The following is a 26212-nucleotide window of genomic DNA, read 5'->3' on the forward strand; positions in this document are numbered from 1 at the left end:
TCAAAATGATTATTAAGATGAAACAGATATATATATTAACCGGAATTTTGCTCATAGGCTTATTTTTTGGTTGTGAAGAATTTGAGGAAGATTTTCTTGAAGCTCCTGCCCAATCCACCTTGGATGAATCCGTAATTTTTTCCACATTTGGTTTGGCAAAAGGGGCCGTGGATGGAATAATGGAACCCATGGGGCAAACAAACTCCTACAGAGGTAGATTTATTCCTTTTTATGGCTTCAATACAGACTGTGAGTATCATTACAGCTCAAACGATGGTGGAAGCTCACAAGCGCCATTGATGATTTATGATGCCACTCCAACAAATTCTCAAATGAATACAGACAATAATGCCTGGGCTATGATGTTTAAAGGAATTGAACGTGCCAATATTTGTATTCGTGGTTTAAGAGAATTCGGAAATCCAGTTCCTGGCAGTGATATGGGGCAACTTTTAGGGGAGGCATTAACACTTAGAGCTGTCTATTACGCCGACCTAATGAAAGCTTGGGGAGATGTTCCTTATCGATTTGAGCCTATTACTACAGAAACCACGTATTTACCTAAATCCAATCGTGATGACATTTACAAGCAACTTTTGGTCGATTTAGCTGAGGCTAGCACATTAGTAGCTTGGCCTAGCGAAACTGCAAATACAACTAGTGTAGAACGCATTAACAAAGCATTCGTAAAATCTTTCAGAGCTCGTTTAGCTATGGTGGCTAGTGGTTACCAACAATACCCTGATGGTGTTAGAAGAAGTAATGACCCTGAGCTATCAGTTCAAAACATGTACACACTGGCGCTTCAGGAAGCTACGGAGGTGATTCAAAGTGGTACTGCCCAATTAAATCCTTCTTTCGAAGGCTTTTGGAGAAGTTACAATGAAGAAAACATATCCGCAGGAGGTGAGTCTTTATGGGAAATTCCTTTTAATGCAGGTCGAGGACGCGTTTTATTTTCTTTTGGAGTACGTCATAGAGGACAAGATCAACATACCGACCAACCTAGAGGAGGCGCAGCTGGCCCATTAGCCACCGTATTCTATGATTACGATGAAGCCGATACACGCCGCGATGTAACTTGTGTACCGTACGAGTACGGAACACCAAATGATGTACCGTTTGCGCAACAGGAATTAACAAATCTAAACACTTGGTATTTTGGAAAATACCGCTATGAATGGATGACAAGACATGTGACGTCCACCAACGATGATGGTCTTAATAAAATTTACATGCGATTTGCAGAAGTATTATTAATTGCTGCCGAAGCCGCTAATGAACTTAATGGACCTGGCGCTGCTGCACCGTATTTAAAAGAAATCAGAATGCGTGCATTCCCTTCTGAACTTCACCCAGAAAAAGTAGACAATTATGTTAATAGTTTAGGTAGCCAAGAAGCCATGTTCAATGCCATTGTTAAAGAGCATCAATATGAGTTTACTGGTGAAATGGAGCGTAAACAAGCCTTAATTCGTTGGAACCTTCTTGGCGCTCAATTGGAAGAGGCAAAAACAAAAATGACCAACTTATTAAACCGTACCGGTGACTATGCCGATGTTCCAACAACTTTATATTATAAATACGAAGAAGATGGAGAAACCCTAGACATCTACGGACTTAATAGAAATGAAACAGAGAATCCTGGTCCAGAATATTTCACTAAAGATTGGACCACGATTGAAGATAATTTTATCGAATTCATTTTTAAACCAGGTGTAGACCCTGATACCAGACAATTTTGGCCTATTTGGCAAACTTTCATCGATGGTAGCAACGGTCAGTTAGTAAACGATTATGGATACTAAAATGCAACTAACAAGAAACAATAAACTATGAAAACAACACATATATTGAAATCATTCTTCGCTCTCATGGTACTACTGGGTTCATTCGCTAGTTGTACCAAGCAAGAGCCATTGATTGAAGAATTACAAATTGACAGAGAATTCATGCCTACTGAATTGGAGGCTTTCATTAGAAACCAAATAAACATTGAGCTTAATTGGAATACCGATGATGCTGTAGACACCTACCTAGCGGAATTTAGTACATCTGAAGACTTTAGCACAATTGCAGAATCCGTAACCGTAAACTCTGATGAACTTCCGGTATTAGTACCGTTACAAGCAGAAACGCTTTACTACATTCGTGTAAAAGCCATTAGCAACAGAGGTTTGGACGATTCTAAATACGCCACAATTACTGCTGAAACAGAAACAGAACAGATATTTCTTGCTGAGGAACCAGGCGATATTTTGGCAACAGAAGCTACTTTACGCTGGATAGCGAATAGCGAAGTAACACATATTTCACTTCAACCAGGCGATATTGTACATGACATCACCCCTGAAGAAATGGCGAGTGGAATTGCTGTTGTAACAGGTCTTACCGGTGAAACAGAATACACCGCGCAGATTTTCAACAATGCCACCGTACGAGGTAACACAACTTTCACTACTGGGATTGATATTGGAGATGGCCAATTGGTAACGACAGAAGATGATTTATTGCAAATGATCGCAGATGCCGAGCCTGGAGCAACTTTAGTATTGGATGCCGGAGACTATACAGCTCAGTCAGGTTCTGTTACTTTAGACAAATCTATTACCATTACAGGGCTTTATAGCTTTGACAAACCTTTATTAATGTTGAGTTTTTCTATAGTTGGTGGTGCTACCGATGTTAATCTAATCGACTTGGACCTTACAGGTGATACTGCCAATGAACAAATAGATGTGGTAAGATATACTGGAGCTGGTAATTTCGACAACTTAACAATTAGTGGTTGTAATATTCATGACTACGACAGATCCTTTGTTGCTGGAAATGAAACAGGTGCCATTTTAAGTTCGCTTACAGTTGAAAACTGTATTGTAACCAATGTTCTAACCAACGGAGGAGACTTTATAGATTTTAGAAACTCCGATGTATTAAACGTTAATGTGAATACCAGCACCTTCAATAATTGTGCTCCAGGTAGGGATTTCTTTAGAATAGATGCCGCTGGAGATTCTAACGGTACTGGATTGACCTGTAACATCAACCTAGCAAACTGTACGTTATATGCCTGCTCAAATAATTCCAGCAGAAGAATCTTCTATGTAAGGTTTGCTAGCAACGATATTACTTCTACCAACAATCTAATAACAGATACCGAAGTAGAAGGCTATTCAGATAATAGCGCTACAGATGAGAGTATCACCTTTGCAGATAACAACTATTTCAATGCACCTACATTGTATGATTCGTCGGTTGCAAGGTATGATGATTCTACTACTTATACCACTGTAGACCCAGGGTTTGCAGATCCAGTTAACGGAGATTTCTCTGTGAGCACCCAATCTATTATAGACTATAATATTGGGGACCCACGTTGGCATAATTAAGAAATTATATTCTTTCAACTAGTCAAAAAAAGAGGGGTGATTTAAAAATCACCCCTCTTTTTTTACTTTATAAAGGATGCGTCCTTCACAACTATATTCTATTGAATATAGTTTCTGAAACACTTAGCCTTTCCCTCTCCGAAAGGAAACCTGTCAAAATGGATCTTTTAAGACCTTTCCCCGCCTTCTTTTCATCAAAACCCATATAGACATAACAATAGTGGAATACGAGGCTCAACACCTCTAAAACCAGTAAAAGCTCCGATAAGGAGTTTGTAGATTTTAGAACTCATCAAATTGGAGTGGAAATACATTTATGGGGAGAAAAGGAAACTGCCATTACACGTTTGGGAGTAATTTCCGAAGGAAAATCGAAGGCAATGCTTCTTACACGATGTTGTGCCCAGTTTTCATCTTTTCAATACCGATTATTTCTGTCAATTTTTTTAGTCCATTTTTAGTTATAATTCGAAAAATCAACTCAATAAAAACAAAACGAAGAATGAGGATAAGCAATAGTGTTGGAGTTAAAAGGCCCAATGAGTCTTTTAAGCCATTTTTTATTATAGAAGTTGTCATCCCAATAATTGGAAATAGAAATAAAGCCGATAGAATAATCCTTATTAATTTATTAATTCTGATTTCTAAAATTCCATTTTCTTTTATTAGTTTTCCCTTAAAAACACAAAAGGAACCATATAGTTTTTTCGAAAGTTTTAACTCAAATCCTGATTCATTAATTTCTCCAATGAATGATTGTTTATCCCAATTAGAAACAAATTGTTCGTTTGATATAGTTTTCTTTTGCAACTCATTTAGTGATACCGAATAATCTTCCTGAAGTTTAATGAGATATTTTTGAGTAGGAAAGATTGTCATCGAGATCAGCCATATTATTTAATTGGGCACAACATTAAAACATAGAATATAAACCAATAGTCTTATTGAAAACCACCAAAAAGTAGCTATCAGTCTTGATACTCAAAAGCCCCAATATCAGGAGCTGCACCTAAAAACGGCAAGCCAACATCAACCCCTTGATCAATTAAGTCACTACCTGATGATAGTTTTAAAAAATCAATATCCGGCAAACTACCATCGGCATTTCTTGGAGACGCTAAAAGATCCATATCCAAACTCACAAAATCTGAAGCATTTGTTGTTAATCCAGACTGCCATCCATTATTGGAAATATCTGTTTGGGTTGCCGAATATAAATCGGAATTGTTCCCTTCAAATGACAATGAATTCTTAATCAATAGGAAGTTCGCAATATTGGTACTACTAAAACTGATATTACGTCCGTTGTTATATGCCGAACAATTATACAATTCTATATCACCTCTATTACTATTGTGATCAAAACCGTCATAAATATTTCCCGCAGCAATACAGTTTTTATAAACACCATGATGCTTTAGAGTTTTGTCATCGCTACCGCCAGTTTTAAATCCGTTACCGTCGCCAACTCCAGCACTACCATCCATTAAGTAGCCATTTTTAAAGGCCCAACAATTTTCATAATAGGTAGTAATATTATCATTATCGCGCAAATAACCGTCCCAGCCATCATCCAAATTTTGCCAAGCCCTACATCCAATAAATTTATTGTCAGTTCCAGCTGTTAGTTTGCATGCAAAACCGTCGGCATTTTCAAGTGAAGAATCGGCATTGTAAAAGGAATCACAATTTAAGATCGTGTTATTACTTCCACCTCCTGAAATTTGCAATCCAGAATCGGCATTCTCGCTAAACGTACAAAATTCCACAAGATTATAGTGTCCCGTTATATACATTCCGTTGTCCCCAGCTCCAAAAACATCAATCCCTTTAATATGCCAATTGTCTCCGGAAAGTTGTATCCCTCTATTACTTGAGTTTTCAGACATCGCAGAGAAATTGAATTGTGGACGCTCAGAGTCATCTGGATCACCCATGAAAATAATGGCATCTTCTGAAGTTCCATCTGCACTAAAATTAATGGTAGATGCAAATTGATATTCACCTCCTTTAACATAAATAATATCTCCTGCTGAAGCAGTGATAATAGCCTCGGTAATTTCCTGACTGGTCTGAACAACTATTACTGGGCCAACTCCTACTCCTGATATGGTAAATGAACGTTCTCCAAAAACACCCGAACCATCTTGAGAAGTAGCCGTAACATTTACAGATCCATTAGACACAGCCGATAATAAACCATTGTTGGAAATTGTAGCTACCGAAGGATCTGAAACAGACCAAGTCAGCGAGGTTTCTGTAGCATTCGCAGGCACAATTTGCACAGATAATTGACTACTTAACCCATCTGTTATTGTTTCGCCAAGTATGGTTATAGAAGTGACTTGAATCTCCTCAACATCCGAAGAATCATTACTACAACCAACCGCAAATAACACTAAAGACAATACAAGTAACTGAAAACTAAACTTCCTCATACCAGGCAAAGAATTAAATTAATATTATAGAGACACCCCTCTTTTCCAGGGTATAAAATCGTTTTGATTGAGCAGCTGCGCTTTGGTTTTCACCTCTCCGCTCGCTACCGCTACAATATATTCCAACATCTCATCAGCCATTTCTGCAATGGACTTTTCTCCACGTATTACACCGCCTGTATCCACATCAATAATGTCCGGCATTTTCGTTGCCAATTCTGTATTGGAAGACACCTTTACAATTGGTGCGATAGGATTCCCTGTAGGTGTTCCCAAACCTGTGGTAAACAGCACCAAATTAGCTCCAGAACCTACCAAAGCTGTCGTACTCTCTACATCATTACCAGGCGTACACAACAGGTTCAATCCGGCTTTATGAATGTATTCGCCATAATCCAACACATCGACAATAGGTGAAGTCCCTCCTTTTTTAGCTGCTCCAGCCGATTTCATAGCATCTGTAATCAAGCCATCTTTGATGTTTCCAGGAGAAGGGTTCATATCGAATCCAGACCCTGCATCTACCACCGACTTTTCAAAAGCCTGCATCAATTGCAAAAACTTATTGGCAGATTCTTCTTCAACACATCTATTTACCAATTCCTGCTCTACCCCACATAACTCTGGAAATTCGGCAAGAATAGCAGTGCCTCCCAAAGCCACCAACATATCAGAGGTATAGCCCAATGTTGGATTGGCAGAAATACCTGAAAACCCATCAGAACCACCACACTCCAAACCTACTTTCAATTTAGAAAGCGGTGCAGGTTCTCTTTTAATGTTATTGGCCTCTTTTATGCCCACAAAAGATTCTTTGATAATGGTAGATAACATGTCATCTACCGTTCCCATTTGCTGTTGTTCAAATATTTGAACAGGCTTTTTATTATTCGGATTGATGGCTTCCAATGCATCCTTAAATATCTGAATCTGCAAATTTTGACAGCCCAAACTCAATACCGTAGCACCAGCTACGTTAGGATTGTTCACATAGCCCGCCAATAGTCTCGCCAAACTTTCAGAATCCTGACGAATACCTCCACAACCACCGGCATGGGTGATAAATTTCACTTCAATATTGTCAAATACGCGGTTGGAAGTCGCATTTTTTAGCTGACTTTCATCCCCTTCATCTCCATTCACCAAAGCCCTTAACAGCAACTGCTGTTGGCTTACTTGCTGTTGCAAAAGTTCCTTTTCAAAAACTTCCTTAAGCTTTTCGATATTTCTGTTTTCACAGAATACCAAAGGGAAAAACAACCATACATTTTCGGTTCCTACTTGTCCATCTTCCCTGTGGTAACCCATAAAAGTTCTGTCTTTCCATTTATTAACTTCAGGAACCGACCAACCAATATCGCCCGTTTTCTTATATACTTTTTCACTTTGGTGCGTTACATTTTCGGTGGTAAGCACCTCGCCCAAAGCTATAGGCTTATTGCTTTTTCCAACCAGTACACCATACATAATGATACGGTCATTCGTATCAAAATTGGAAAGAGCTATTTTATGCTTTGCCTTTACATGAGAAATCACTTTGATAGTGTTTCCCTCAAAGGTCACCTCCTCACCTGCATTCAAATCTATCAATGCTACGGCCACATTATCCGATGGATGGACCTTAATTAATTTCTCTTGCATAATGCTTAAATTTTGTCTTTAAACTCCTTCAAACCTTGTTCAATTCCTTTAGTCTCTATTTCTTGTAAAGCTAACGTAATGGCACCGGTCAGACCTTCTACCTTATTTAAATCTTCACCCCAAAATTCAACATTCCCCAAAGTTTCCTTGGCTACCTCATCAAGATTTGGCAACGCCCATATTCGGTTGAACTCTGCTACCACGTCTTCACTATCATTCACAGGCAATGTCATTTCTTTCCATTGGCCTTTGTAAAATTGAATCAAGCAGGCCATAGCATAAGTTAAATGCTTTGGCAACGCTTGTTTTTCGGCCACATATTCCAAAAGGCTTGGCAATACGCGCACTTTAAATTTCGATACCGAATTCAAAGCGATACTTGACAACAAATGCTTGATAAACGGATTTCTAAATCTGTCGAACACCTCATCTGCGAAGGTCTCCAATTCTGCTTTGTCCATATCCAAGGTTGGAATAATCTCCTCAAACACCGCTGCATTCAAAAATGCTCCCGTAAAGGCATCGTCTACTGATTGTTTTACAGTTTCATTTCCATAGAGAATAGACAACGGCACCAAAGCGGTATGCGCCCCATTCAGGATGCGTACTTTTCGTGTTCTATATGGCTGCATGTTGTCTACAATCTTCACATCCAAACCAGTCTTTTCGAATGGTAATTTCTTTTTAAGATCGTCACCTCCTTCAATTACCCAAAGGAAAAAGGTTTCTGCCGTTACAATCAAATTATCACTATAGTCCAACATGGCATTATAGCTCTCAATTTCATCTTTTGGATACCCAGGCACGATTCTATCCACCAAGGTATTGTGGAAACTATTATGCTCTTCAACCCACTGTTTAAAGGCATCTCCCAATTCCCATTCCTCAACATATCTTAAAATGATATCTTTAAGCGTATCCGAATTATAATTGATCAATTCACATGGAATAATCGTCAGGCCTTTTGAAGCATCTCCATTGAAATATTGAAACCTGTGATACAACAAGGCTGCCAGTTTTCCTGGAAAAGACTTTTGCGGTTGCATATCTAGAGTATCATTGGTATCGTAGGCGATACCGGCTTCGGTAGTATTGGAAATAACAAATTCCAAACTGTCTTCCTTGGCCAAAGCCAAATACTGATCAAAATCGTTATACGGATTAATCCCTTTCACAATAGAGGTCACCAATTCCTTGTCACGGATTTCCTCACCCTTCTTAATACCGTTCATAAACAAGGTGTACAAGCCATCTTGATCATTCAGCATATTCACCATCCCATGTTCAATAGGCTGCACTACGGCAACACCACCATTGAAACCAGCTTTTTTGTTAAGCTCCTGAATGGCATAATCCACAAAAGCTCTTAAAAAGTTTCCTTCTCCAAATTGCACCACCTTGATTGGCAGTTGCTCGTTAATGCTTAGGTTTTCTCTATTTAATGTTTTCATTGTATGAAATTCTACGTTCGTAATTCAAATATTAAAGGTCAAATAAGCTTGGTAACCACAAGGATAATTGCGGGAAATAAGTTACCAAGAACAAGGCCAAAATCATTGCCAAAAACAATGGTATTAAAGGCTTTATTACTTTTTCTATACTGGTTTTGGCCACACCAACCCCAACAAACAGCACCGAACCTACCGGAGGCGTACAAAGGCCCACACAAAGGTTCAATACCATGATGATTCCAAAATGCACGGGATTCATCCCCAACTTGGTCACAACCGGTAAAAAGATGGGGGTAAAAATCAACACCGCTGGTGTCATATCCATAAACACTCCCACAAACAATAGGAGTAGGTTAATGATCAATAAAATAATGATTGGGTTATCGCTAATACCTAGCAATACCGAACTAATGTTCTGAGGAATACTTTCATAGGAAAGCACCCAAGACATACTCATGGAGGTCCCAATAAGCAACATTACAATTGCTGTAGTTGCGGAAGAATCCAACAAAATACTCGGTAAGCTTTTAAAGGAAATTTCTTTGTAATAGAACCCTAGAAGTAAGGTGTACAGCACCGCAATAGCCGAAGCTTCTGTAGCCGTGAAAATACCAGAAACAATTCCTCCAATAACCACTACCAATAAAAACAAACTAGGCACCGCTACGATAAAGGTTTTAAATACCTCTCTTAAAGAACTGCGTTTTCCTAACTTATATTTTTTCTTTTTAGCCCAAAAGGACGCCACAATCATCAAGAACAACCCTGTTAAAATTCCAGGAATATAACCTGCCAAAAACAAGGCTGCAATAGACACACCACCACTGGCAAGTGAGTAAACGATCAATACATTACTTGGTGGAATTACCAATCCCGTGGTAGCAGAGGTAATGTTTACCGCTGCGCCAAATTCTTTGGAATAGCCTTCCTTTTCCATTTCTGGCCCTAAGATGCTCCCCATAGCCGAAGCCGATGCCATCGCCGATCCTGCAATCGCTCCCATCAACATGGCACCAATGACATTGATCAAGGCCAAGCCTCCTGGTAATGCTCCCACCAAAGTTTTGGCAAAGGCAATGAGCCTATGGGCGATGCCTCCCTTATTCATGAGCTGTCCCGAGAGGACGAAAAAGGGAATTGCTAACAAGGCAAAACTATCCAAACCTGTTCCTATACGCTGTGAAATAGTCGTAAAAGCAGGCATGGCAGGGATACTTACCAACATGGTCAATAAAGCCGAAATGGCAATACTCCAAGCCACCGGTACTCCAATGGCCAAAAAACAAACAAAACTGAGTACTAAAACTAATATTGGGATAATATCCATTATAAGGTCTTTTTAATATCTGAAACTTTGTAATAAATAATGAGCAGGCCACTTAAAGGAATCACCATATACACGAAGGCCAACGGAATTTGCAGTGCCGGGGAATGTTGTCCCAACAAAAAGGTGATATACACCAATCGTATACCACCTACAACCATAGCCGCAAAAGCAAACAGAATGATCAATCCATACACCAATAAGTGCAACCTTCTTTGAATCTTTCCACTACTTCTAGAAGGAATTACATCAATGGCTACGTGCATATTTCTTCCGGACACATAAGCTGCCCCTAAAACCCCTAACCAAATCATTAAGTAACGGGCCAACTCATCGGTAAAGGAACTGGGCGTTCCCACCACAAAACGGGTAAAGACCTGCCACAGTACATTTACCACCATAACGCTCATGATAATAATGAGCGCTTTGCTTAACACATTGTCTATTTTTTCTCTAAGCACCATATTATTCGGTTTCCTTAATTTGTTGGATTAAACGATACATTTCAGGATTGCTTTTATATTGCTCGTAAATGCCTTGCACCTTATCTGAAAAGAGTGTTTTATCCGGTCTAATAATTTCCACACCTGCCTTTTGAACCTCTCTCAAGGCTTCCGCTTCCGCTTCCGCCCACAATTCACGTTGGTATACCACCGATTTGTCCACAGCTTCCTGCAACCACTCCTTTTCTTGATCAGAAAGGCGCTCCCAAAGGTGCGTTCCAATCAACAAAACGTCAGGTAAGGCCGTATGCTCGTCCAAACTGTAATACTTACAAACTTCGTAGTGACGTGAGAGATAAAAACTAGGCGGATTGTTCTCAGCACCATCTACAACCCCCTGTTGCAATGAGGTGTACAATTCTCCCCAAGAAATAGGTGTTGGCGAACCTCCAAGGCTTTTAACCATATCAATGGCGGTCACACTTTCCATAACGCGAATCTTCAATCCCTTTAAATCCTCTGGCGTGTGAATAGGCTTATCCTTAGTGTAAAAGCTTCGGCTACCTGCATCGTAGTACGCCAAACCTTTCAGCCAGTATTTAGTACCTCCATCCAACAATTGTTTACCAACAGGGCCGTCCAATACTTCAAAGGAATGGGCGCGATCCCTAAACAAGAACGGAATTCCAAACACCTTCATATTTGGGGAGAAGTTCTCCATCACCCCAGAAGATACTTTGGTCATGTCCAAACTACCTATCTGAAGCAGCTCTAAACACTCCCTTTCGGTCCCCAATTGTTGGCTGGGGTATATTTCCAATTGCATTTTTCCTCCTGAAATTTGGGCCAGGTCCTCGCCCATTTTTTCCATGGCCTTGTGTACCGAATGGTTCACGTCCAAACCATGGCCTAGTTTAATAACGCGATGTTCCTGAAGATCACTACAGCCCATAAGCAGTAGTCCCAAAAAGGAAAAGGCTACAATTAGTTTATGATGCATGCTATTTGTTTTGTACTTTTTTAATGATGTCCAAAGCTTCTCTTACTTTAGCTTCCAGACCTTTAAAATCTTTGTTTGCCAATACGTCCTTGGAAATAAGCTGAGAACCCATTCCTACGCAGGTTACACCGGCATCAAACCAAGCTTTTAAGTTTTCTTCGGTTGGTGACACACCTCCTGTTGGCATGATAGAAGTCCAAGGCTGAGGGCCCTTTACGCCTTTTACAAATTGAGGTCCGTAAATATCCCCAGGGAACAACTTTACAATTTCACAGCCTAATTCTTCGGCACGTGCAATTTCAGTCAAGGTGCCACATCCAGGAGACCATAATACTTTTCTGCGGTTACATACCACCGCAATATCTTCACGCAATACTGGGGTTACCACAAAATTGGCTCCCAATTGCATATACAATGAGGCTGCTGCCGCATCGGTTACCGAGCCTACACCCAAAATCATTCCCGGTAGGTTGGCATTGGCATATTTTACCAATTCCCCAAACACCTCATGGGCAAAATCCCCTCTTGAGGTAAATTCCATTAAGCGGGCACCCCCGTCATAACAGGCCTTTAATACATTTTTGCTTAATTCTATATCTCTGTGAAAGAACAAAGGAACCATTCCTGTTTCTTTCATCACACTAGCCACTTCTAGTCTTGAATATTGTGCCATTTTAGTTTACTATTGAAGATGGGCCTACATGTTGGGAATTAGACTAACCCAACATGTATGTACCCAATATTTATTGTCTGTTGAATTATCTCGCTACTCTTCCGGAAGCATCTCCTCCCATCAATTTTTTAACCTCATCGATGGTTACCAAGTTGGCATCACCTTTAATAGTGTGCTTCAAGCAGGACGCTGCTACCGCAAAATCCAATGCGTTTTGATCATCTTCTGGATATTCCAACAATCCATAGATCAAACCTCCCATAAAGGAATCTCCACCACCTACGCGATCCACAATATCAGTGATTTGGTACTGACGGGTTTCAAACATTGTTTTACCATCGTATAATACCCCTGCCCATGTGTTGTGGGATGCCGAAATAGACCCTCTCAAGGTCGTGATCACTTTTTTGGCCTTTGGGAATTTCTCCATCATTTGTTGACATACAGACAAGAAGGCTTCTGCTTTTACATTGTGCCCTTCTGTTTGTACTGAAATCCCTTCTGGCTTGATTCCAAAGTGCATTTCTGCATCTTCTTCATTTCCTAGAACGATATCACAGTAAGCCGTCAATTCGGTCATGATTTTTTCTCTATGCGCCGCATCACAATACTTCCATAATTTAGCACGATAGTTCAAATCGGTTGAAATGGTGATCCCCTTGGCACTTGCCGCTTTTACAGCTTCCAAGCACACATCGGCAGCACTTTGGGAAATCGCTGGTGTAATCCCAGTCCAGTGGAACCATCCTGCGCCTTCAAATACCTGATCCCAATCGATCATTCCCGGTTGAATTTCACTAATGGCAGAATGCGCTCTGTCATACACCACTTTAGAACCACGGGATACGGCTCCAGTTTCCAAAAAGTAGATTCCCAAACGGTCACCACCAAAGATGATGTTTTGTGTATTTACCCCTCTTTTACGCATTTCCATAAGGGCACATTCTCCAATATCGTTTTTAGGTAATCTGGTCACAAAATCTACAGGAACCCCATAATTTGCCAACGACACAGCAACATTGGATTCTCCTCCTCCGTACACTACATCAAACGAATTGGTCTGTGAAAATCTCAAAAATCCTGGAGGCGCCAAGCGCAACATAATCTCTCCAAAAGTGACTACTTTTTTCATTGGTATGTATTGTTTTTTATTAGTTTATTAAAATTTAAAATATTCGTTTGCATTGTTATAACTGATGTCAGACACCAGTTTGCCAATCCATTCCATATCGTTTGGCAATTCGCCTCTGTGCATTTCGTTTCCAAACAGGTTGCACAACACTCTACGGAAATATTCATGGCGCGGGAAAGACATAAAGCTTCTGGAATCGGTTAACATTCCAATAAAGCAACTGATCAATCCCATATTGGACAGGGCGTTCATTTGTTTTTCCATCCCGTCCTTTTGGTCCAAGAACCACCAACCGGAGCCCAATTGCACTTTTCCTTTGATAGTCCCATCATTGAAGTTTCCAATCATGGTAGCCATCACCTCGTTATCGGCAGGATTAAGGTTGTACAAAATAGTCTTGGTCAATTTGTCTTTGGTATCCAAGGCATTTAAGAACTTCGACAAGGTTTCTGCTTGGGAATAATCCCCAATAGAATCCCATCCGGTATCTGGCCCCAATTGTGCCAACATACGGGTATTGTTGTTTCTTAAAGCTCCTAAGTGGTACTGTTGTACCCAGCCCAACTCGTGATAAGTTTCAGCCAAGTATAACAACACAGCTGTTTCAAATTGAAGCACCTCAGTACGGCTCAAAGCTTTCCCTTCTCGTTTTTTGGAGAAAATAGCTTTCACTTCACTTTCGGTAGCAGGTTCAAATGAAATTTGGTTCAATCCATGATCTGACAAGCGACAACCATGTTCATGGAAATAGTCGATACGCTTGCGCAAAGCCGTTTTCAAATCGTCATAAGTACGAATGTCCATTTCGGCCACCTTTTCAAGACTGTCCAAATAGGCATTGAAGGCATCGCTGCCTATCATGATGGCCTTATCTGGTCTAAAAGCGGTGCTCATTTTCACTGTAGCATCGCTTTGTGCCAATCTCGCGTGGTGATCCAAAGAATCTATTGGGTCCTCAGTAGTACACACCACCTCCACATTCATTTTCTTCAACAAGTTTTGGCAGCTATAGCCTGGCGAGTTCAACAACTCTGCTGTTTTTGCATACACAGCATCGGCAGTCTTCTCACTCAACAGGTCGTATACGTCGTAATAACGTGCCAACTCCAAATGCGTCCAATGGTACAAAGGGTTTCGCATGGTATAAGGCACGGTTTTGGCCCAATGCGCAAACTTCTCCTTATCGGAAGCATTTCCTGTGATATAGGTTTCGTCTACACCCAAGGTACGCATGGCGCGCCATTTGTAGTGGTCGCCATTGATCCAAATCTTGGTAATATTTTCAAACACGGTATCATTGGCAATATCTGCCGGCGGCAAATGGCAATGGTAATCTATAATAGGCATTTTGGCCGCGTAGTTGTGGTACAACTCTTGGGCCTGCTTCGTTTCTAACAGAAAATTATCATGTATAAATGACATATCCTTTTTTGTTTGTTGTTAATCTTCGTTGGACGGTTTCCCAATGGTTGCAAGGATTCCCCCATCCACATATACAATTTGGCCATTGACAAAGTCACTAGCTCTAGAGGCCAAGAACACAGCGGTTCCGGCTAAATCTTCAGGATTCCCCCAACGCGCAGAAGGGGTTCTGTTGATGATAAATTCATTGAAAGGATGTCCATCCACACGGATAGGTGCCGTTTGCGAGGTCGCAAAATACCCAGGACCAATCCCATTCACTTGAATGTTGTACTTAGCCCATTCGGTAGCAAGGTTACGTGTAAGCATCTTCAAACCACCTTTGGCAGCAGCATAGGCACTTACGGTATTGCGTCCCAATTCACTCATCATGGAGCAAATATTGATGATCTTTCCACCACCGTTCTTCACCATGCGGTTACCCACTAGTTGCGCCATGATAAAGGCACCAACCAAGTCTACATCAACCACACGTCTGAACTCGTCAATTTTCATAGTCAAGGCAGGTTCTCTTTTAATGATCCCGGCGTTGTTCACCAGGATATCAATTTCGCCCTGTTCCTGTACCATTTGCTCCACCATCTGTGCCGCCAAGGTTTCATCGGTTACATCAAAGAGATAGCCCGATGCTTGATAGCCCTTGCCACGGTAGTGCTCTAGAGCCGCTTCCAATTTGGCTGGTGTGGTACTGGTTATGATCAATTGTGCGCCTGCGTCTGCCAGTCCTTCGGCCATAGCCATTCCAAGACCATGGGTACCTCCTGTGACCAAGGCAATTTTTCCCGTTAAATCAAATAGTGTCATAGGGCCTATCTTAATTCGTTAGGAGTACGGGTATCCATATCGCCATAGTCTAGGTTCTCCCCAGCCATTCCCCAAATAAAGGAGTAGTTAGAGGTTCCCGATCCGGAGTGGATAGACCACTCTGGCGACAATACCGCCTGATTGCTTTCCATAAAAATATGGCGTGTATGTTCTGGCTCTCCCATAAAGTGACTAATGGTTTGCCCTTCTTCCAAATCAAAATAGAAATAGGCCTCCATACGTCTGGTGTGGGTATGGGCAGGCATCGTGTTCCATACATTCCCTGGCAATAACTCGGTCAATCCCATTTGTAACTGACAGGTTTTTACAATGCTGTTCACGATCAATTTGTTCAAGATGCGCTTGTTGGCATACTTCTCGTCTCCTAACTCAATAACTTCGGCATTTTCCTTCCCAACTTTCATGGTTGGGTATTTTGTATGGGCCGGTGCAGAATTGATATAGAACAAGGCCTGTTCTCCTTCGGCACTGGCAAACACCACATCCTTGGTATCTTTTCCAATGTATAGCGCCTCCTTCTTAGCCAATTCAAACACTTCGCCATCTACGGTCACGGTTCCTCGACCGCCCACATTTACAATTCCCATTTCCCTACGGTCCAAAAAGTTTTCAGACTTTAAGTAAGGAATGGTTTCCAACTTCAATTCTTTACCAACAGGCATGGCCCCTCCAACCACATACCTATCGTACATGGAATACGTCAAATTAATCTGATCCTCAACGAATAAGTTAGGGATTAAAAAGTGTTGGCGTAATTCCTCTGTTCCGTAGGCTCTGGCATCTACTGGATGGGATGCATACCTAAATTCTGAATGTGTCATATCTCTGTTTTATGTAATCGATTACACAAATATAGTATAAATTATGATATATCCTATCATTTTACCCCTGCCCCAACAAAAAAACCACGAATACCCTCTGTTCGTGGTTATTGCGGCATTATGAATTTCACATAAAAAATACGGTTAATTTGCGATAAATTAAAACACATCCCCTTAAAAATTGTAATTTTATCCCTTTGTTACAAATCAAGCCCTTTTTACAAGTTAATTACAATACCCCATGAGCAAAACACGCAAGCGCGATATCAGCATACATAGCAACCCAGAATTCACAGGTCTAGAACTCACAAGTCCAGGCCAATATGCCGCCGGCACACCCGCCATAAAGGTAGCCTTTGAGCATATTTATAAGGAAATGGGCATTGTACGCGGCTTGCGCACCCTGTCTCACATGAACCAAAAAGGAGGTTTTGATTGCCCTGGTTGCGCATGGCCCGATCCTGAAAAGCGTTCCAACCTTGGGGAATACTGCGAAAATGGGGCCAAAGCCCTTGCCGAAGAGGCCACCACCAAAAAGGTAGACCGGGACTTTTTCAGCAAATATTCGGTGGAGGAACTTTCACGTTGGTCCGACTATGAAATAGGTCGCAGTGGCCGCTTAATGGAGCCTATGGTACTGCGCCCCAATAGCATTCATTACGAACCCATCTCTTGGGCCGAGGCCTTTAGCCTTATTGCAGAGCAGTTGCATAGCCTTCAACATCCAGACGAGGCCATTTTTTACACATCCGGACGCTCCAGTAACGAGGCGGCCTTTTTGTACGGTCTGTTCGCCCGTGCTTTTGGCACCAACAACATGCCCGACTGCTCCAATATGTGTCACGAATCCAGTGGTGTTGGCCTCTCGGAAACCTTAGGGATCGGCAAAGGTTCGGTAACGCTGGAAGACTTTAACAAAGCCGAAGTGGTGATGGTCATTGGTCAAAACCCAGGTACCAACCATCCGCGTATGCTGTCGGCGCTTGAAAAATGCAAGAGCAATGGAGGAACGGTTATAAGCATCAACCCGTTGGAAGAAGCTGGCCTAATCCGATTTAAAAACCCACAGGAAGTGAATGGTCTTTTAGGTAGTGGCGTAGCCCTTACCGACATTCACCTACAGGTAAAAATTAACCAGGATATTGCCCTGCTAAAACTCATCCAAAAACGTTTGGCTGCTTTAGACCAACAAGGGCAACAGGTATTTGATCATGAATTCATCAAGACCTACACCCACGGTTATGATGCCCTTATCAAAAACCTTGGCAACGATTCGGAAGCAGCCCTGTTGAACGCCTGTGGCGTGCCTTCGCACCTCATTGACGAGGTGGTCAACATCCTCGCCAAATCAAGCAAGATTATCATCTGTTGGGCCATGGGCCTTACACAACATAAAAACGGTGTCGACAACATCAAGGAATGTGTCAACCTACTCCTGTTGAAAGGCAGTCTTGGCAAGCCCGGTGCCGGTACCTGCCCAGTACGCGGGCACAGCAATGTACAAGGCGACCGAACCGTAGGAATCATGCACTATGTGTCCAAAAACTACAACCAGGCCGTAAAGGACACCTTCAATTTTGACCCACCCACCAAGTCGGGTTATGATGTGGTACACGCCATTCAGGCCATGCACAATAAAGACGCTAAGGTATTTATAGGCTTAGGCGGTAACTTTGTCTCAGCTGCCTCGGATACCGAATTTACAGCAGAAGCCCTGCAACGCTGTGAACTCACCGTGCAGATCAGCACCAAATTGAACAGAAGCCACCTTATCACTGGTCAAACCGCCTTGATATTGCCTACTTTGGGTCGTTCGGAAATTGACATGAAAGGCAACTCGCGCCGTCATTTAACCGTAGAAAACAGTATGGGTGTGGTACACCAAACCAAGGGCATGTTACCCCCGGCCTCCTCGCATTTAAAGAGCGAACCCGAAATAGTCTCAGGTATTGCCCATGCTTATTTTCAAGGCAACCATCCTGTAGATTGGCTCTCTTTGGGGTCTAACTATGATTTGGTACGTGAGAAATTAGGGCAAGTGGTCCAAGGCTTTAAGGATGTAAATACCAAATCTAAAGATGGCGGCTATTACTTACCCAACAATGTACGCCGTTTAGACTTTAGCCGACTGCCCAACCAACGGGCCCAGTTCAGCATTACCCAAGCGCCTAAACACGAATTGCACGAGGGCGAATATTTATTGATGACCATTCGTTCGCATGATCAGTTCAACACCACCATCTATGGGCTGGACGACCGTTACCGTGGTATCCATAACGAGCGCCGAGTGATCTTCATGAACCCCAAGGATATGGACCAAGCAGGCTTTGCCCAACGCGATGTGGTGAACATCATGAGCCATTACAACGGTGTGGAGCGCAAGGTATATGGGTTTATTGTAGTGGCCTATAACATCCCTCAAGGGAATTTAGCGGCTTATTTCCCAGAAACCAATGCCTTGATTCCTATTGATCAGTTTGCGGATAAGAGTCATACGCCAATTAGTAAGTCGATTAAGGTGAGTTTGGAGCTTCGTAGTTGAAAACACTCTTTTATTCATCCATTTTATTTGTAGGTATTCATGAATGCTTCGCATTTGTCTTGATACAAAAGAGCCAAAAAATCAAGTCTGCATGTGCTTATTCACCCAACAACACTTCACGCCCTAAATAAAAAGAACTCGGTTTTACTCTCGTAAAACCTCAAACAGCTTTTTATTTTACGGCCGTTTCAGCGGTTGGGTCCCGAAGTCTCACATGAGGACGAAAACTTCTCTCAACATTCAAACCCCATTCCGCTGGAAGCGGAACACGGCGGTCTGCAGAAATAGAGAGCGAAGAAGCGGAAGCGCAACGCGTAGCGTTTAGCATGGAGCTTCGGGAGTGAACGGTAACTGCCAGCAGCAGTTAATTTCCTCAGACCGTCTTGATTTTTTGGTTCGTTTTGCATCAAGGCAAAATGAACGCACAGTGACAGCAATGACCCTATAGAGCACTACGTGCGGTACCTTCGAGCAAAGCAATGCTTTTCTCTCAGTAACCTCAAGAGGAGAGAACACCCCTGTAGCCCCCTCAAGGGGACAATTAATGAGCGCTATTTGATTCCCCCTTTGAAGGGGGACTAAGGGGGATGTTCTTTTGAAAAGCAAAAAAGACTAAGCAATTAGCCCTAACCGATACCCCCTCCTTTTGGCCTTTTACAACGCTTTACATCATTTTAAAACAAACAAATAAAAACCTCCCTTTCAAGACTTTTCGTATCTTAGAAAGTCTTTGCACATAGTATCCTACATAACACATAGTACCAAAGTCAAAGATTACGAACCTAAAATTCGCAGTTATGAAACCTATAAAAAAAGAAGACCTCAACCCCGAGGTATTTGAACTATACGATGCCTACGCCCATAACAAACTAGACCGCCGTCAGTTTATTGAAAAGCTGTCTTTATATGCTATTGGCGGGCTTACGGTGACCTCCCTGCTGAGTTTTATTTCACCTAATTATGTGGATACCTTAGAGGTGCCGGCAGACGACCAGCGACTGAATTCCTTTTACATCCAATACCCTTCCCCAAAAGGTGGAGGCGATATTAAAGGTCTGTTATCTGAACCCAAAGACACCAAAGGGCCCTTGCCCGGTATTGTGATAGTACACGAAAACCGTGGCCTGAACCCCTATATTGAAGATGTTGGCAGGCGTGCCGCTTTGGAAGGCTTTATTTCCTTGGCCCCCGATGCCCTCACCCCTTTAGGTGGCTACCCTGGCAATGACGACGATGGGCGTACGCTTCAGCAACAGCGCGACCGCAATGAGATGTTGGAAGACTTTATTGCCGCCTACGAGTACTTAAAAGGGCATCCTAATTGTAACGGCAAGGTAGGTGTGGTAGGCTTTTGCTTTGGTGGTTGGATATCGAACATGATGGCAGTAAAAGTACCCACCCTAGGGGCCGCCGTGCCCTTTTATGGCAGTCAGCCTAACGATGAGGAAACAGCCCAAATAAAAGCCCCCTTATTGCTGCACTATGCCGAACTGGACACCCGTGTCAATGCAGGATGGCCTGCCTATGAAGCCTCCCTTAAAAACCACAACATTTCATATACGGCCTATATGTACCCAGGCGTCCATCATGGGTTCCACAATAATACCACCCCAAGGTATGATGCGGCTGCTGCGGCTTTGGCGTGGGAACGAACTATTGCGTTTTTTAAAACAAAATTGGTGTAGTGTAGATTTTATTTCTAAATTCTTCTATGTTCATTTTGCCTTGATGCAAAACGAACCAAAAAATCAAGTCTGCATGTGCTTGTTCACCCAACAGCACTTCACGACCTAAATAAAAAGAACTCGGTTTTACCCTCGTAAAACCTCAAACAGCTTTTTATTTTACGGCCGTTTCAGTGGTTGGGTCCCGAAGTCTCACATGAGGACGAAAACTTCTCTCAACATTCAAACCCCATTCCGCAACAAGCGGAACACCCTGTCGTAAGCATAGAGAACAAATTCCGTTAAGAACTTGGGAAGCCTTGGACCAAGTTTAGGAATTTGTGAACGGTTTTGGGATTCTGAAAGAAGCACAAAAATGCCTACCGATAGGGCGTCTTTTCTTTTGGTTCGTTTTCTTTGGACGAGCAAAGAAAATGAACAGACGGAAAACACAAACACACAACTACCACCACCATAAACCCCTACCCAAAAAACAACCAATTCCCCTTTCCAAAAATCCCAAAACAAAAACCCCACAAACACCACGTTATAAACACCTTTCTGTTAAAAACAATACCAACCACAACTCCAAACACCTTCACATTTTCAGTATCTTAAAGAACATGTTAAACACTTAAAAACCAACAGCTATGAAAGTACCACAGGGCCTTGTGCCGTTACCCCAACAACACCCCTTTGCCATTAACCACCTCATGGTAAAAGACGAAGACTGGCTGGTTACCGAAGAAGCCATGGCCTTTTTAAACGTGAGCCGCAGCACTTTGTACCGACTGCGCAGCAACGGCATCCTTCCGGCCTTTAAGTTGGGGCGGGTGGTAGTGTACCCCAAGAGCCTACTGAACAAATGCATGCTTATGGGCGCCATCATTAGCATGGGCAAGGGGCCACAACCCTAGGCACGGCGCGTATTCCCACCCTAACAGCAGCACACTTATAGCCACAACAAACCGGCAGCCTGGGCCTTACAAAAGGTATCCAGCGCTGCCGGTTGTGTGTTTGCTTGTATACAGCCCCTGCTAGCTCACCACCACGGCTCCCAAGTAGGTGCTGGTAGCGGCCTCCTTTAGGTCTTGGGTAACAAAGCCCGCCCAGGCCACCACATCGAAGCCCGCAAAAAAGGCAGGCAGGTTAAGGGTAGCGGCCCCATCTTCCCTTAGGGCCACGCCCTCAAATATCTGAAAGAACCCCTCGTTATAGGCATACACCACAATCAATGCCAGATCGCTGCCACTGGCATTACCCTGCCCGCTGTTGTCGTCCCAGGTAACGGACAGCTGTTGGTTGGCCAAGGCCTGAAACTGCGGGTTGTCCATCCCTCTTAGGTCGCCTTTGCTAATGAGCACTTTAGGGAAATCCATTTCGTAGGTGCCGCCCATATCCTCGATGGCCTCCCTAATGTGGTAGCCCGTAGCCAGGTTAAACGGGCTCTTGTCGCCCTGCGGCTTGCCAAAGTATTGGCCCACAATGCTCTTAATGGGCGTTAAAAATCTAATGACCAAGCCAAACTTTTGGCGCTGTGCTTCCTGCAAGGGCGTTGCAGGGTAGTTGCTCTTTGCGGGAAGGCTGCGCATCACGTCTTTGCCTCTCCAACGTAGTCCCACTACGTTGCCCACTTTTCCTGAAAATCCGCCTAGGATTCCCTTTTCAAATGTTGCCATAATTTTATGGATTTAAGAATTAGTAATAGCACCAAAGTAGCACCCAAAACACTAGCAAACAACAGGATGACACACCCAGACCCGTTACGACACGCCAAGACCCAACAAGACCTGTTAAGACCTACGCAGACCACCCTAGACACCCCTGGACACCTACAGACCCATCCTGACCTATTGTGACACGTCCTGACACATACTGACACATAGAGACACCTACAGACCTGTACAGACACACTGGGACACGTACTGACCCACCACCCCAAAAAACAGGGGGTTTTGTTCGAGGATTGCTCTAGGTTTGTTCGTGTACGGCCCAAGGCTATGTGCTTGGGAAGGGACGTTGGACGAAGCACCCTAGGGCCATACGCTAACCGTAACCATGGTTATGGCCAATAATGCACGTTTAACGATAGAAATTACATCAAGCAACCATTGAAAGAATTTTTATACAATTTTAACGAAAACATTAAGGTTTATCATGGTTTAAAAAAATGAACAGATATCTTTGGAGTAGTAACCAACAAGCAAAAACATTGTAAATACAGTAAAGTATTTATTAAAACATATTTGCATTTAAATTTATAATATGAGTAATGAAAGAATAATATTAGAAGGATGTATCTCTCAATTTAAAGAAGACAATGAATTAAACGATCTTCGAGATGGAGATGTTTTTGAACTATTTTCATTAAACGAAATTACTAAACCCTATCAACTATCGTTTGAAAATATTCAAAATTCAATTGTGGATGGGGGACATGATGGAGGCATAGACTCAATAATATTATTAGTTAATGAAGAAGTCATTGAAAGCCTTGACGATTTGGAAGGTTTCAAGTTCAACAATAAAACCGTTACAAAGGTAATTATTGGGCAATGCAAAAAGGAAAACTCCTTCAAAGAAGGCCCTCTTGACAAATTAATAACTTCAATTCCTGAATTATTCGATTTGGGCGCAACCGATACTTCGCTATTAACTAGGTTCAATGCAAATATTGTTGATCGAGCCATGTTAGTTAGAGATGTTTGGACAAAAACAGCTGTAAAAGGAGGCAAGATCGAAATAGAATTTGTATACGCGTGTAATGCTGATGAAATAGTTGTTAATAGTTCATTTACTAGCAAAGAAACTCAATTAATTACCTTAACAAAGAAAACATTTTCTAGTGATATAGTTAAAATGTCCAAGTATAGCTCAATGCAACTACTTGCTTCATTCAGAACAACTTTTCTAGACCGCCTTACACTGGAATTTAAAGAACAACCTCTATCAACTTCATTTGGACAAAATGGGATAGGTTATATTGGAATGGTAAAACTAGGGAAATATAAATCGTTTTTAACTGCGGAAAATGGTGATATTAGAGATGACCTATTTGAAAGTAATATCCGTCATTTTCAAGGTGCAGTTGATGTAAATATAAAAATTAGCGAATCCATTAAAAACAATATTGACAGAGATTTTTGGTGGTTAAACAATGGAATTACAATAATAGCAGAGTCCCCTAATCAAATTGGAAGTAATTTATCACTTGAAAATATTCAAATAGTTAATGGCTTACAAACTTCATACTCTATTTTCAACACACATGACGGTAATTTAACCGATGAACGAGCAGTTATGGTTAAAGTAATCATAACAGAAGATAAAGAGACTATAGATAATATCATTGCCTCAACCAACAGTCAAAACCCTGTATCCGCTACGCTTCTTAGAGCAACTGACACCATCCAAAGAAATCTTGAATTATATTTCTATAACCATGGCTACTTCTATGACAGGAGAAAAAACTATTACAAAAATCAAGGCAAACCCGCATCAAGAATATTCAGCATACAATTCACGGCTCAATCAATACGGTCGATAGATGGAAGCGACCCCCATACTTCAAGAGCCAAACCTACTTCCCTACTAAAAGATGACAAAAATTACGACCAGATTTTTGATTCTAGCAAAGATTTTAAGGGATACTTAAATTCATGCTTGATTCAAAAGACATCGAATGACTTTTGGTTGTCACTTGTAGATGCTGATGAAAAAAGAAAAATAGCCAACTTTAAACTGCATATGGCATGGTTAACGCCAAGATTTATTTTAGAAACGGATGAATTGTCATTCAAGCAAATATGCGAATTTGATTTCTCACTTTTCACACAAGTGAAATATAATGAATCAAAGGATTTTTTAATTGAACAAATTGAAAACTACCTGAAGGAAAATGAGGGATCAAACCTTATTAATATGGCGAAATCTGCAAGTTTTACTGATTATCTAAAAATTAAATTAGAAGATAAATTAAAAACTCCAGCAAGCGAAAAATCACTATAAAAGATATTATTTTGGTGGTCGCCTCTAATACTACGCGCGGTACCTTCGAGCAAAGCGGCAGCAAAAACAAAAAGAAGAATGGTCAAAAATCAAATGGTCGAACTTATGATGAAATGCCTGAAATAGCATTACAACATAGCGTATAAAATTAACGAGCTAAAAATGAAACAGCTTTTCATACTTCTTTTACTTATCTCTAGCATTGGATTTTCGCAAGAAAACAAAGAGCTTTTTGATGATTTTATAAAGAACTTTGAGGATAAGGAATTTCAACTTGACAGGATTAAATTCCCTGTAGAGATGACTTCTATAGACAAAGATACTTTTGAAGAAGTCAATACAGAAATAACCAAGGAAGATTGGACGCATACACACTTTTATCAGCTTCCTTTATTAAATGGTCAAGATGCTTACCCGCAGCTCTACGATAATTTTGAAAGACAACTAAGGGACACAGATGAAAGGGTCTTTTGTTGGAAAGGCTACACAGATTTAAATGTCAATTATTTTTTCAAGCGCATTGAGGGAAAGTGGTACTTAATTAAAATTGAAGATTTTTCTATTTAATCTTATCTAACATCCATGTTACGTGATGAACACCCCTATAGTCCCCTCAAGGGGACACTAAAAGACACAATGAATTCCCCCTTTGAAGGGGGATTAAGGGGGATGTAAAAAAGCAATTACCAAACACCTTTTTAGCATTAGAACTGAATAGCCAGCTACGTGATGGACATCCTTGTTCCTCAATGAACACCCCTGTAGCACTGCGTGTGGTACCTTCAAGCAAAGCAGTGCTTTCCTCTCGCTAACCTCAAGCGGATTGAACACCCCTGTTACGTGATGAAAACCCCTATAGTCCCCTCAAGGGGACATTAAAAAGGCGCAATTGATTCCCACTTTGAAGGGGGATTAAGGGGGATGTAAAAAGAGCCATAAAACAAACAGATATGTAACTACACTACAAAAAACCATATCTTTATGTAATGCGCAATAAAATCATTCCATATAACCCTGAACTGAAAGCCTTTGCCCGCCATTTACGGAACAACAGTACACTTTCTGAGGTGTTATTGTGGCAACACATTAAACAAAAAGCTTACAGTGTGCAATTCCATAGGCAAGTACCCATGTTGGACTATATTGTTGACTTTTATTGTCACGAACTCATGTTGGCCATTGAAATAGACGGCAACAGCCATGATTTTAAATACCACTACGATGCCAAGCGCCAAGGCAGGTTGGAAGCCTACGGGGTTCGGTTTGTGAGATTCACCGATATGGAAATAAAGCAAGAGATATTTAGTGTTCTGTTGGCTTTGCAACAAACAATAGATGCTTTGAGGAGTGAGTAAAAATAAGTAATGAACACCCCTTTTAAGTAACGGACACGCCTATTAAATCATGGACACCCCTATAGTCCCCTCAAGGGGACAATT

Annotated in this window: 23 protein-coding genes; 9 read left to right on the plus strand and 14 right to left on the minus strand. The window is 41.6% G+C overall.

All coding sequences use genetic code 11. The annotated features are described in order from the left end of the window. Positions 1–17: 17 nt before the first annotated feature. Positions 18–1808 (plus strand): RagB/SusD family nutrient uptake outer membrane protein, encoded by a 1791-nt coding sequence (locus tag AC6I5C_RS01640; RefSeq protein WP_497903635.1) that lies wholly within the window; start codon positions 18–20, stop codon positions 1806–1808. 27 nt (positions 1809–1835) lie between these two features. Then, entirely contained in the window at positions 1836–3389 is a 1554-nt protein-coding gene (locus AC6I5C_RS01645; RefSeq protein WP_497903636.1) for a DUF5123 domain-containing protein, read from the plus strand. Positions 3390–3776: 387 nt separating this feature from the next. On the opposite strand, the gene AC6I5C_RS01650 is transcribed toward AC6I5C_RS01645, so the two are convergent. From AC6I5C_RS01650 to kduI, 12 genes are all read right to left on the minus strand, one after another. Continuing rightward, complete coding sequence (locus tag AC6I5C_RS01650; protein WP_497903637.1) at positions 3777–4268, minus strand: hypothetical protein; 492 nt, start codon at positions 4266–4268, stop codon at positions 3777–3779. Between the two features lie 89 nt (positions 4269–4357). Continuing rightward, positions 4358–5827, minus strand: a complete 1470-nt coding sequence (locus AC6I5C_RS01655; RefSeq protein WP_497903638.1) for a right-handed parallel beta-helix repeat-containing protein — start codon at positions 5825–5827, stop codon at positions 4358–4360. Between the two features lie 24 nt (positions 5828–5851). After that, positions 5852–7468 carry a UxaA family hydrolase gene (locus tag AC6I5C_RS01660; RefSeq protein WP_497903639.1) on the minus strand — a complete coding sequence of 539 codons (1617 nt, stop codon included), beginning with the start codon at positions 7466–7468 and terminating at the stop codon, positions 5852–5854. Between the two features lie 5 nt (positions 7469–7473). Beyond that, on the minus strand, positions 7474–8919 hold the full coding sequence (locus AC6I5C_RS01665) for a tagaturonate reductase (protein ID WP_497903640.1): 1446 nt from the start codon (positions 8917–8919) through the stop codon (positions 7474–7476). A gap of 31 nt (positions 8920–8950) precedes the next feature. Next, complete coding sequence (locus AC6I5C_RS01670) at positions 8951–10246, minus strand: TRAP transporter large permease (RefSeq protein WP_497903641.1); 1296 nt, start codon at positions 10244–10246, stop codon at positions 8951–8953. Next, positions 10246–10707 (minus strand): TRAP transporter small permease, encoded by a 462-nt coding sequence (locus AC6I5C_RS01675; RefSeq protein ID WP_076662756.1) that lies wholly within the window; start codon positions 10705–10707, stop codon positions 10246–10248. Before AC6I5C_RS01675 ends, AC6I5C_RS01670 begins: the two co-directional genes overlap by 1 nt. Position 10708: 1 nt before the next feature. Continuing rightward, entirely contained in the window at positions 10709–11686 is a 978-nt protein-coding gene (locus tag AC6I5C_RS01680) for a TRAP transporter substrate-binding protein (protein ID WP_497903642.1), read from the minus strand. 1 nt (position 11687) lies between these two features. Further along, positions 11688–12359 (minus strand): bifunctional 4-hydroxy-2-oxoglutarate aldolase/2-dehydro-3-deoxy-phosphogluconate aldolase, encoded by a 672-nt coding sequence (locus AC6I5C_RS01685; RefSeq protein WP_053976682.1) that lies wholly within the window; start codon positions 12357–12359, stop codon positions 11688–11690. Between the two features lie 85 nt (positions 12360–12444). Next, entirely contained in the window at positions 12445–13491 is a 1047-nt protein-coding gene (locus tag AC6I5C_RS01690; protein WP_076662754.1) for a sugar kinase, read from the minus strand. 27 nt (positions 13492–13518) lie between these two features. After that, positions 13519–14913, minus strand: coding sequence for a glucuronate isomerase (gene uxaC, locus AC6I5C_RS01695; RefSeq protein WP_497903643.1), 1395 nt, complete (start codon positions 14911–14913; stop codon positions 13519–13521). Between the two features lie 18 nt (positions 14914–14931). Beyond that, complete coding sequence (locus tag AC6I5C_RS01700) at positions 14932–15717, minus strand: gluconate 5-dehydrogenase (protein WP_053976679.1); 786 nt, start codon at positions 15715–15717, stop codon at positions 14932–14934. Positions 15718–15722: 5 nt separating this feature from the next. Further along, entirely contained in the window at positions 15723–16559 is an 837-nt protein-coding gene (kduI, locus tag AC6I5C_RS01705) for a 5-dehydro-4-deoxy-D-glucuronate isomerase (RefSeq protein WP_053976678.1), read from the minus strand. Between the two features lie 241 nt (positions 16560–16800). Between kduI and AC6I5C_RS01710 the strand changes: the two genes are divergently transcribed. Further along, on the plus strand, positions 16801–19101 hold the full coding sequence (locus AC6I5C_RS01710) for an FdhF/YdeP family oxidoreductase (RefSeq protein WP_497903644.1): 2301 nt from the start codon (positions 16801–16803) through the stop codon (positions 19099–19101). Between the two features lie 172 nt (positions 19102–19273). On the opposite strand, the gene AC6I5C_RS01715 is transcribed toward AC6I5C_RS01710, so the two are convergent. Next, on the minus strand, positions 19274–19429 hold the full coding sequence (locus AC6I5C_RS01715; protein ID WP_497903645.1) for a hypothetical protein: 156 nt from the start codon (positions 19427–19429) through the stop codon (positions 19274–19276). 469 nt (positions 19430–19898) lie between these two features. Between AC6I5C_RS01715 and AC6I5C_RS01720 the strand changes: the two genes are divergently transcribed. Both AC6I5C_RS01720 and AC6I5C_RS01725 read left to right on the plus strand, forming a co-directional pair. Next, positions 19899–20786 (plus strand): dienelactone hydrolase family protein, encoded by an 888-nt coding sequence (locus AC6I5C_RS01720; RefSeq protein WP_497903646.1) that lies wholly within the window; start codon positions 19899–19901, stop codon positions 20784–20786. A 629-nt stretch (positions 20787–21415) separates the two neighbouring features. Continuing rightward, positions 21416–21682 (plus strand): helix-turn-helix domain-containing protein, encoded by a 267-nt coding sequence (locus AC6I5C_RS01725; protein ID WP_053976673.1) that lies wholly within the window; start codon positions 21416–21418, stop codon positions 21680–21682. Positions 21683–21802: 120 nt separating this feature from the next. Here the strand turns inward: AC6I5C_RS01725 and AC6I5C_RS01730 are convergent, their stop codons facing one another. Then, on the minus strand, positions 21803–22444 hold the full coding sequence (locus tag AC6I5C_RS01730) for a DUF6266 family protein (RefSeq protein WP_497903647.1): 642 nt from the start codon (positions 22442–22444) through the stop codon (positions 21803–21805). 6 nt (positions 22445–22450) lie between these two features. Between AC6I5C_RS01730 and AC6I5C_RS01735 the strand changes: the two genes are divergently transcribed. From AC6I5C_RS01735 to AC6I5C_RS01750, 4 genes are all read left to right on the plus strand, one after another. Next, positions 22451–22624, plus strand: a complete 174-nt coding sequence (locus AC6I5C_RS01735) for a hypothetical protein (protein WP_497903648.1) — start codon at positions 22451–22453, stop codon at positions 22622–22624. A gap of 406 nt (positions 22625–23030) precedes the next feature. Beyond that, on the plus strand, positions 23031–24773 hold the full coding sequence (locus tag AC6I5C_RS01740) for an AIPR family protein (RefSeq protein ID WP_497903649.1): 1743 nt from the start codon (positions 23031–23033) through the stop codon (positions 24771–24773). A gap of 162 nt (positions 24774–24935) precedes the next feature. Beyond that, the gene (locus AC6I5C_RS01745; protein WP_497903650.1) at positions 24936–25340 is read left to right on the plus strand and encodes a DUF4348 domain-containing protein; all 405 of its coding nucleotides are present in this window, start codon (positions 24936–24938) and stop codon (positions 25338–25340) included. 419 nt (positions 25341–25759) lie between these two features. Further along, entirely contained in the window at positions 25760–26128 is a 369-nt protein-coding gene (locus AC6I5C_RS01750; RefSeq protein ID WP_497903651.1) for an endonuclease domain-containing protein, read from the plus strand. Positions 26129–26212: the final 84 nt, after the last annotated feature.

Source organism: Mangrovimonas sp. sgz306409 (assembly GCF_059735265.1).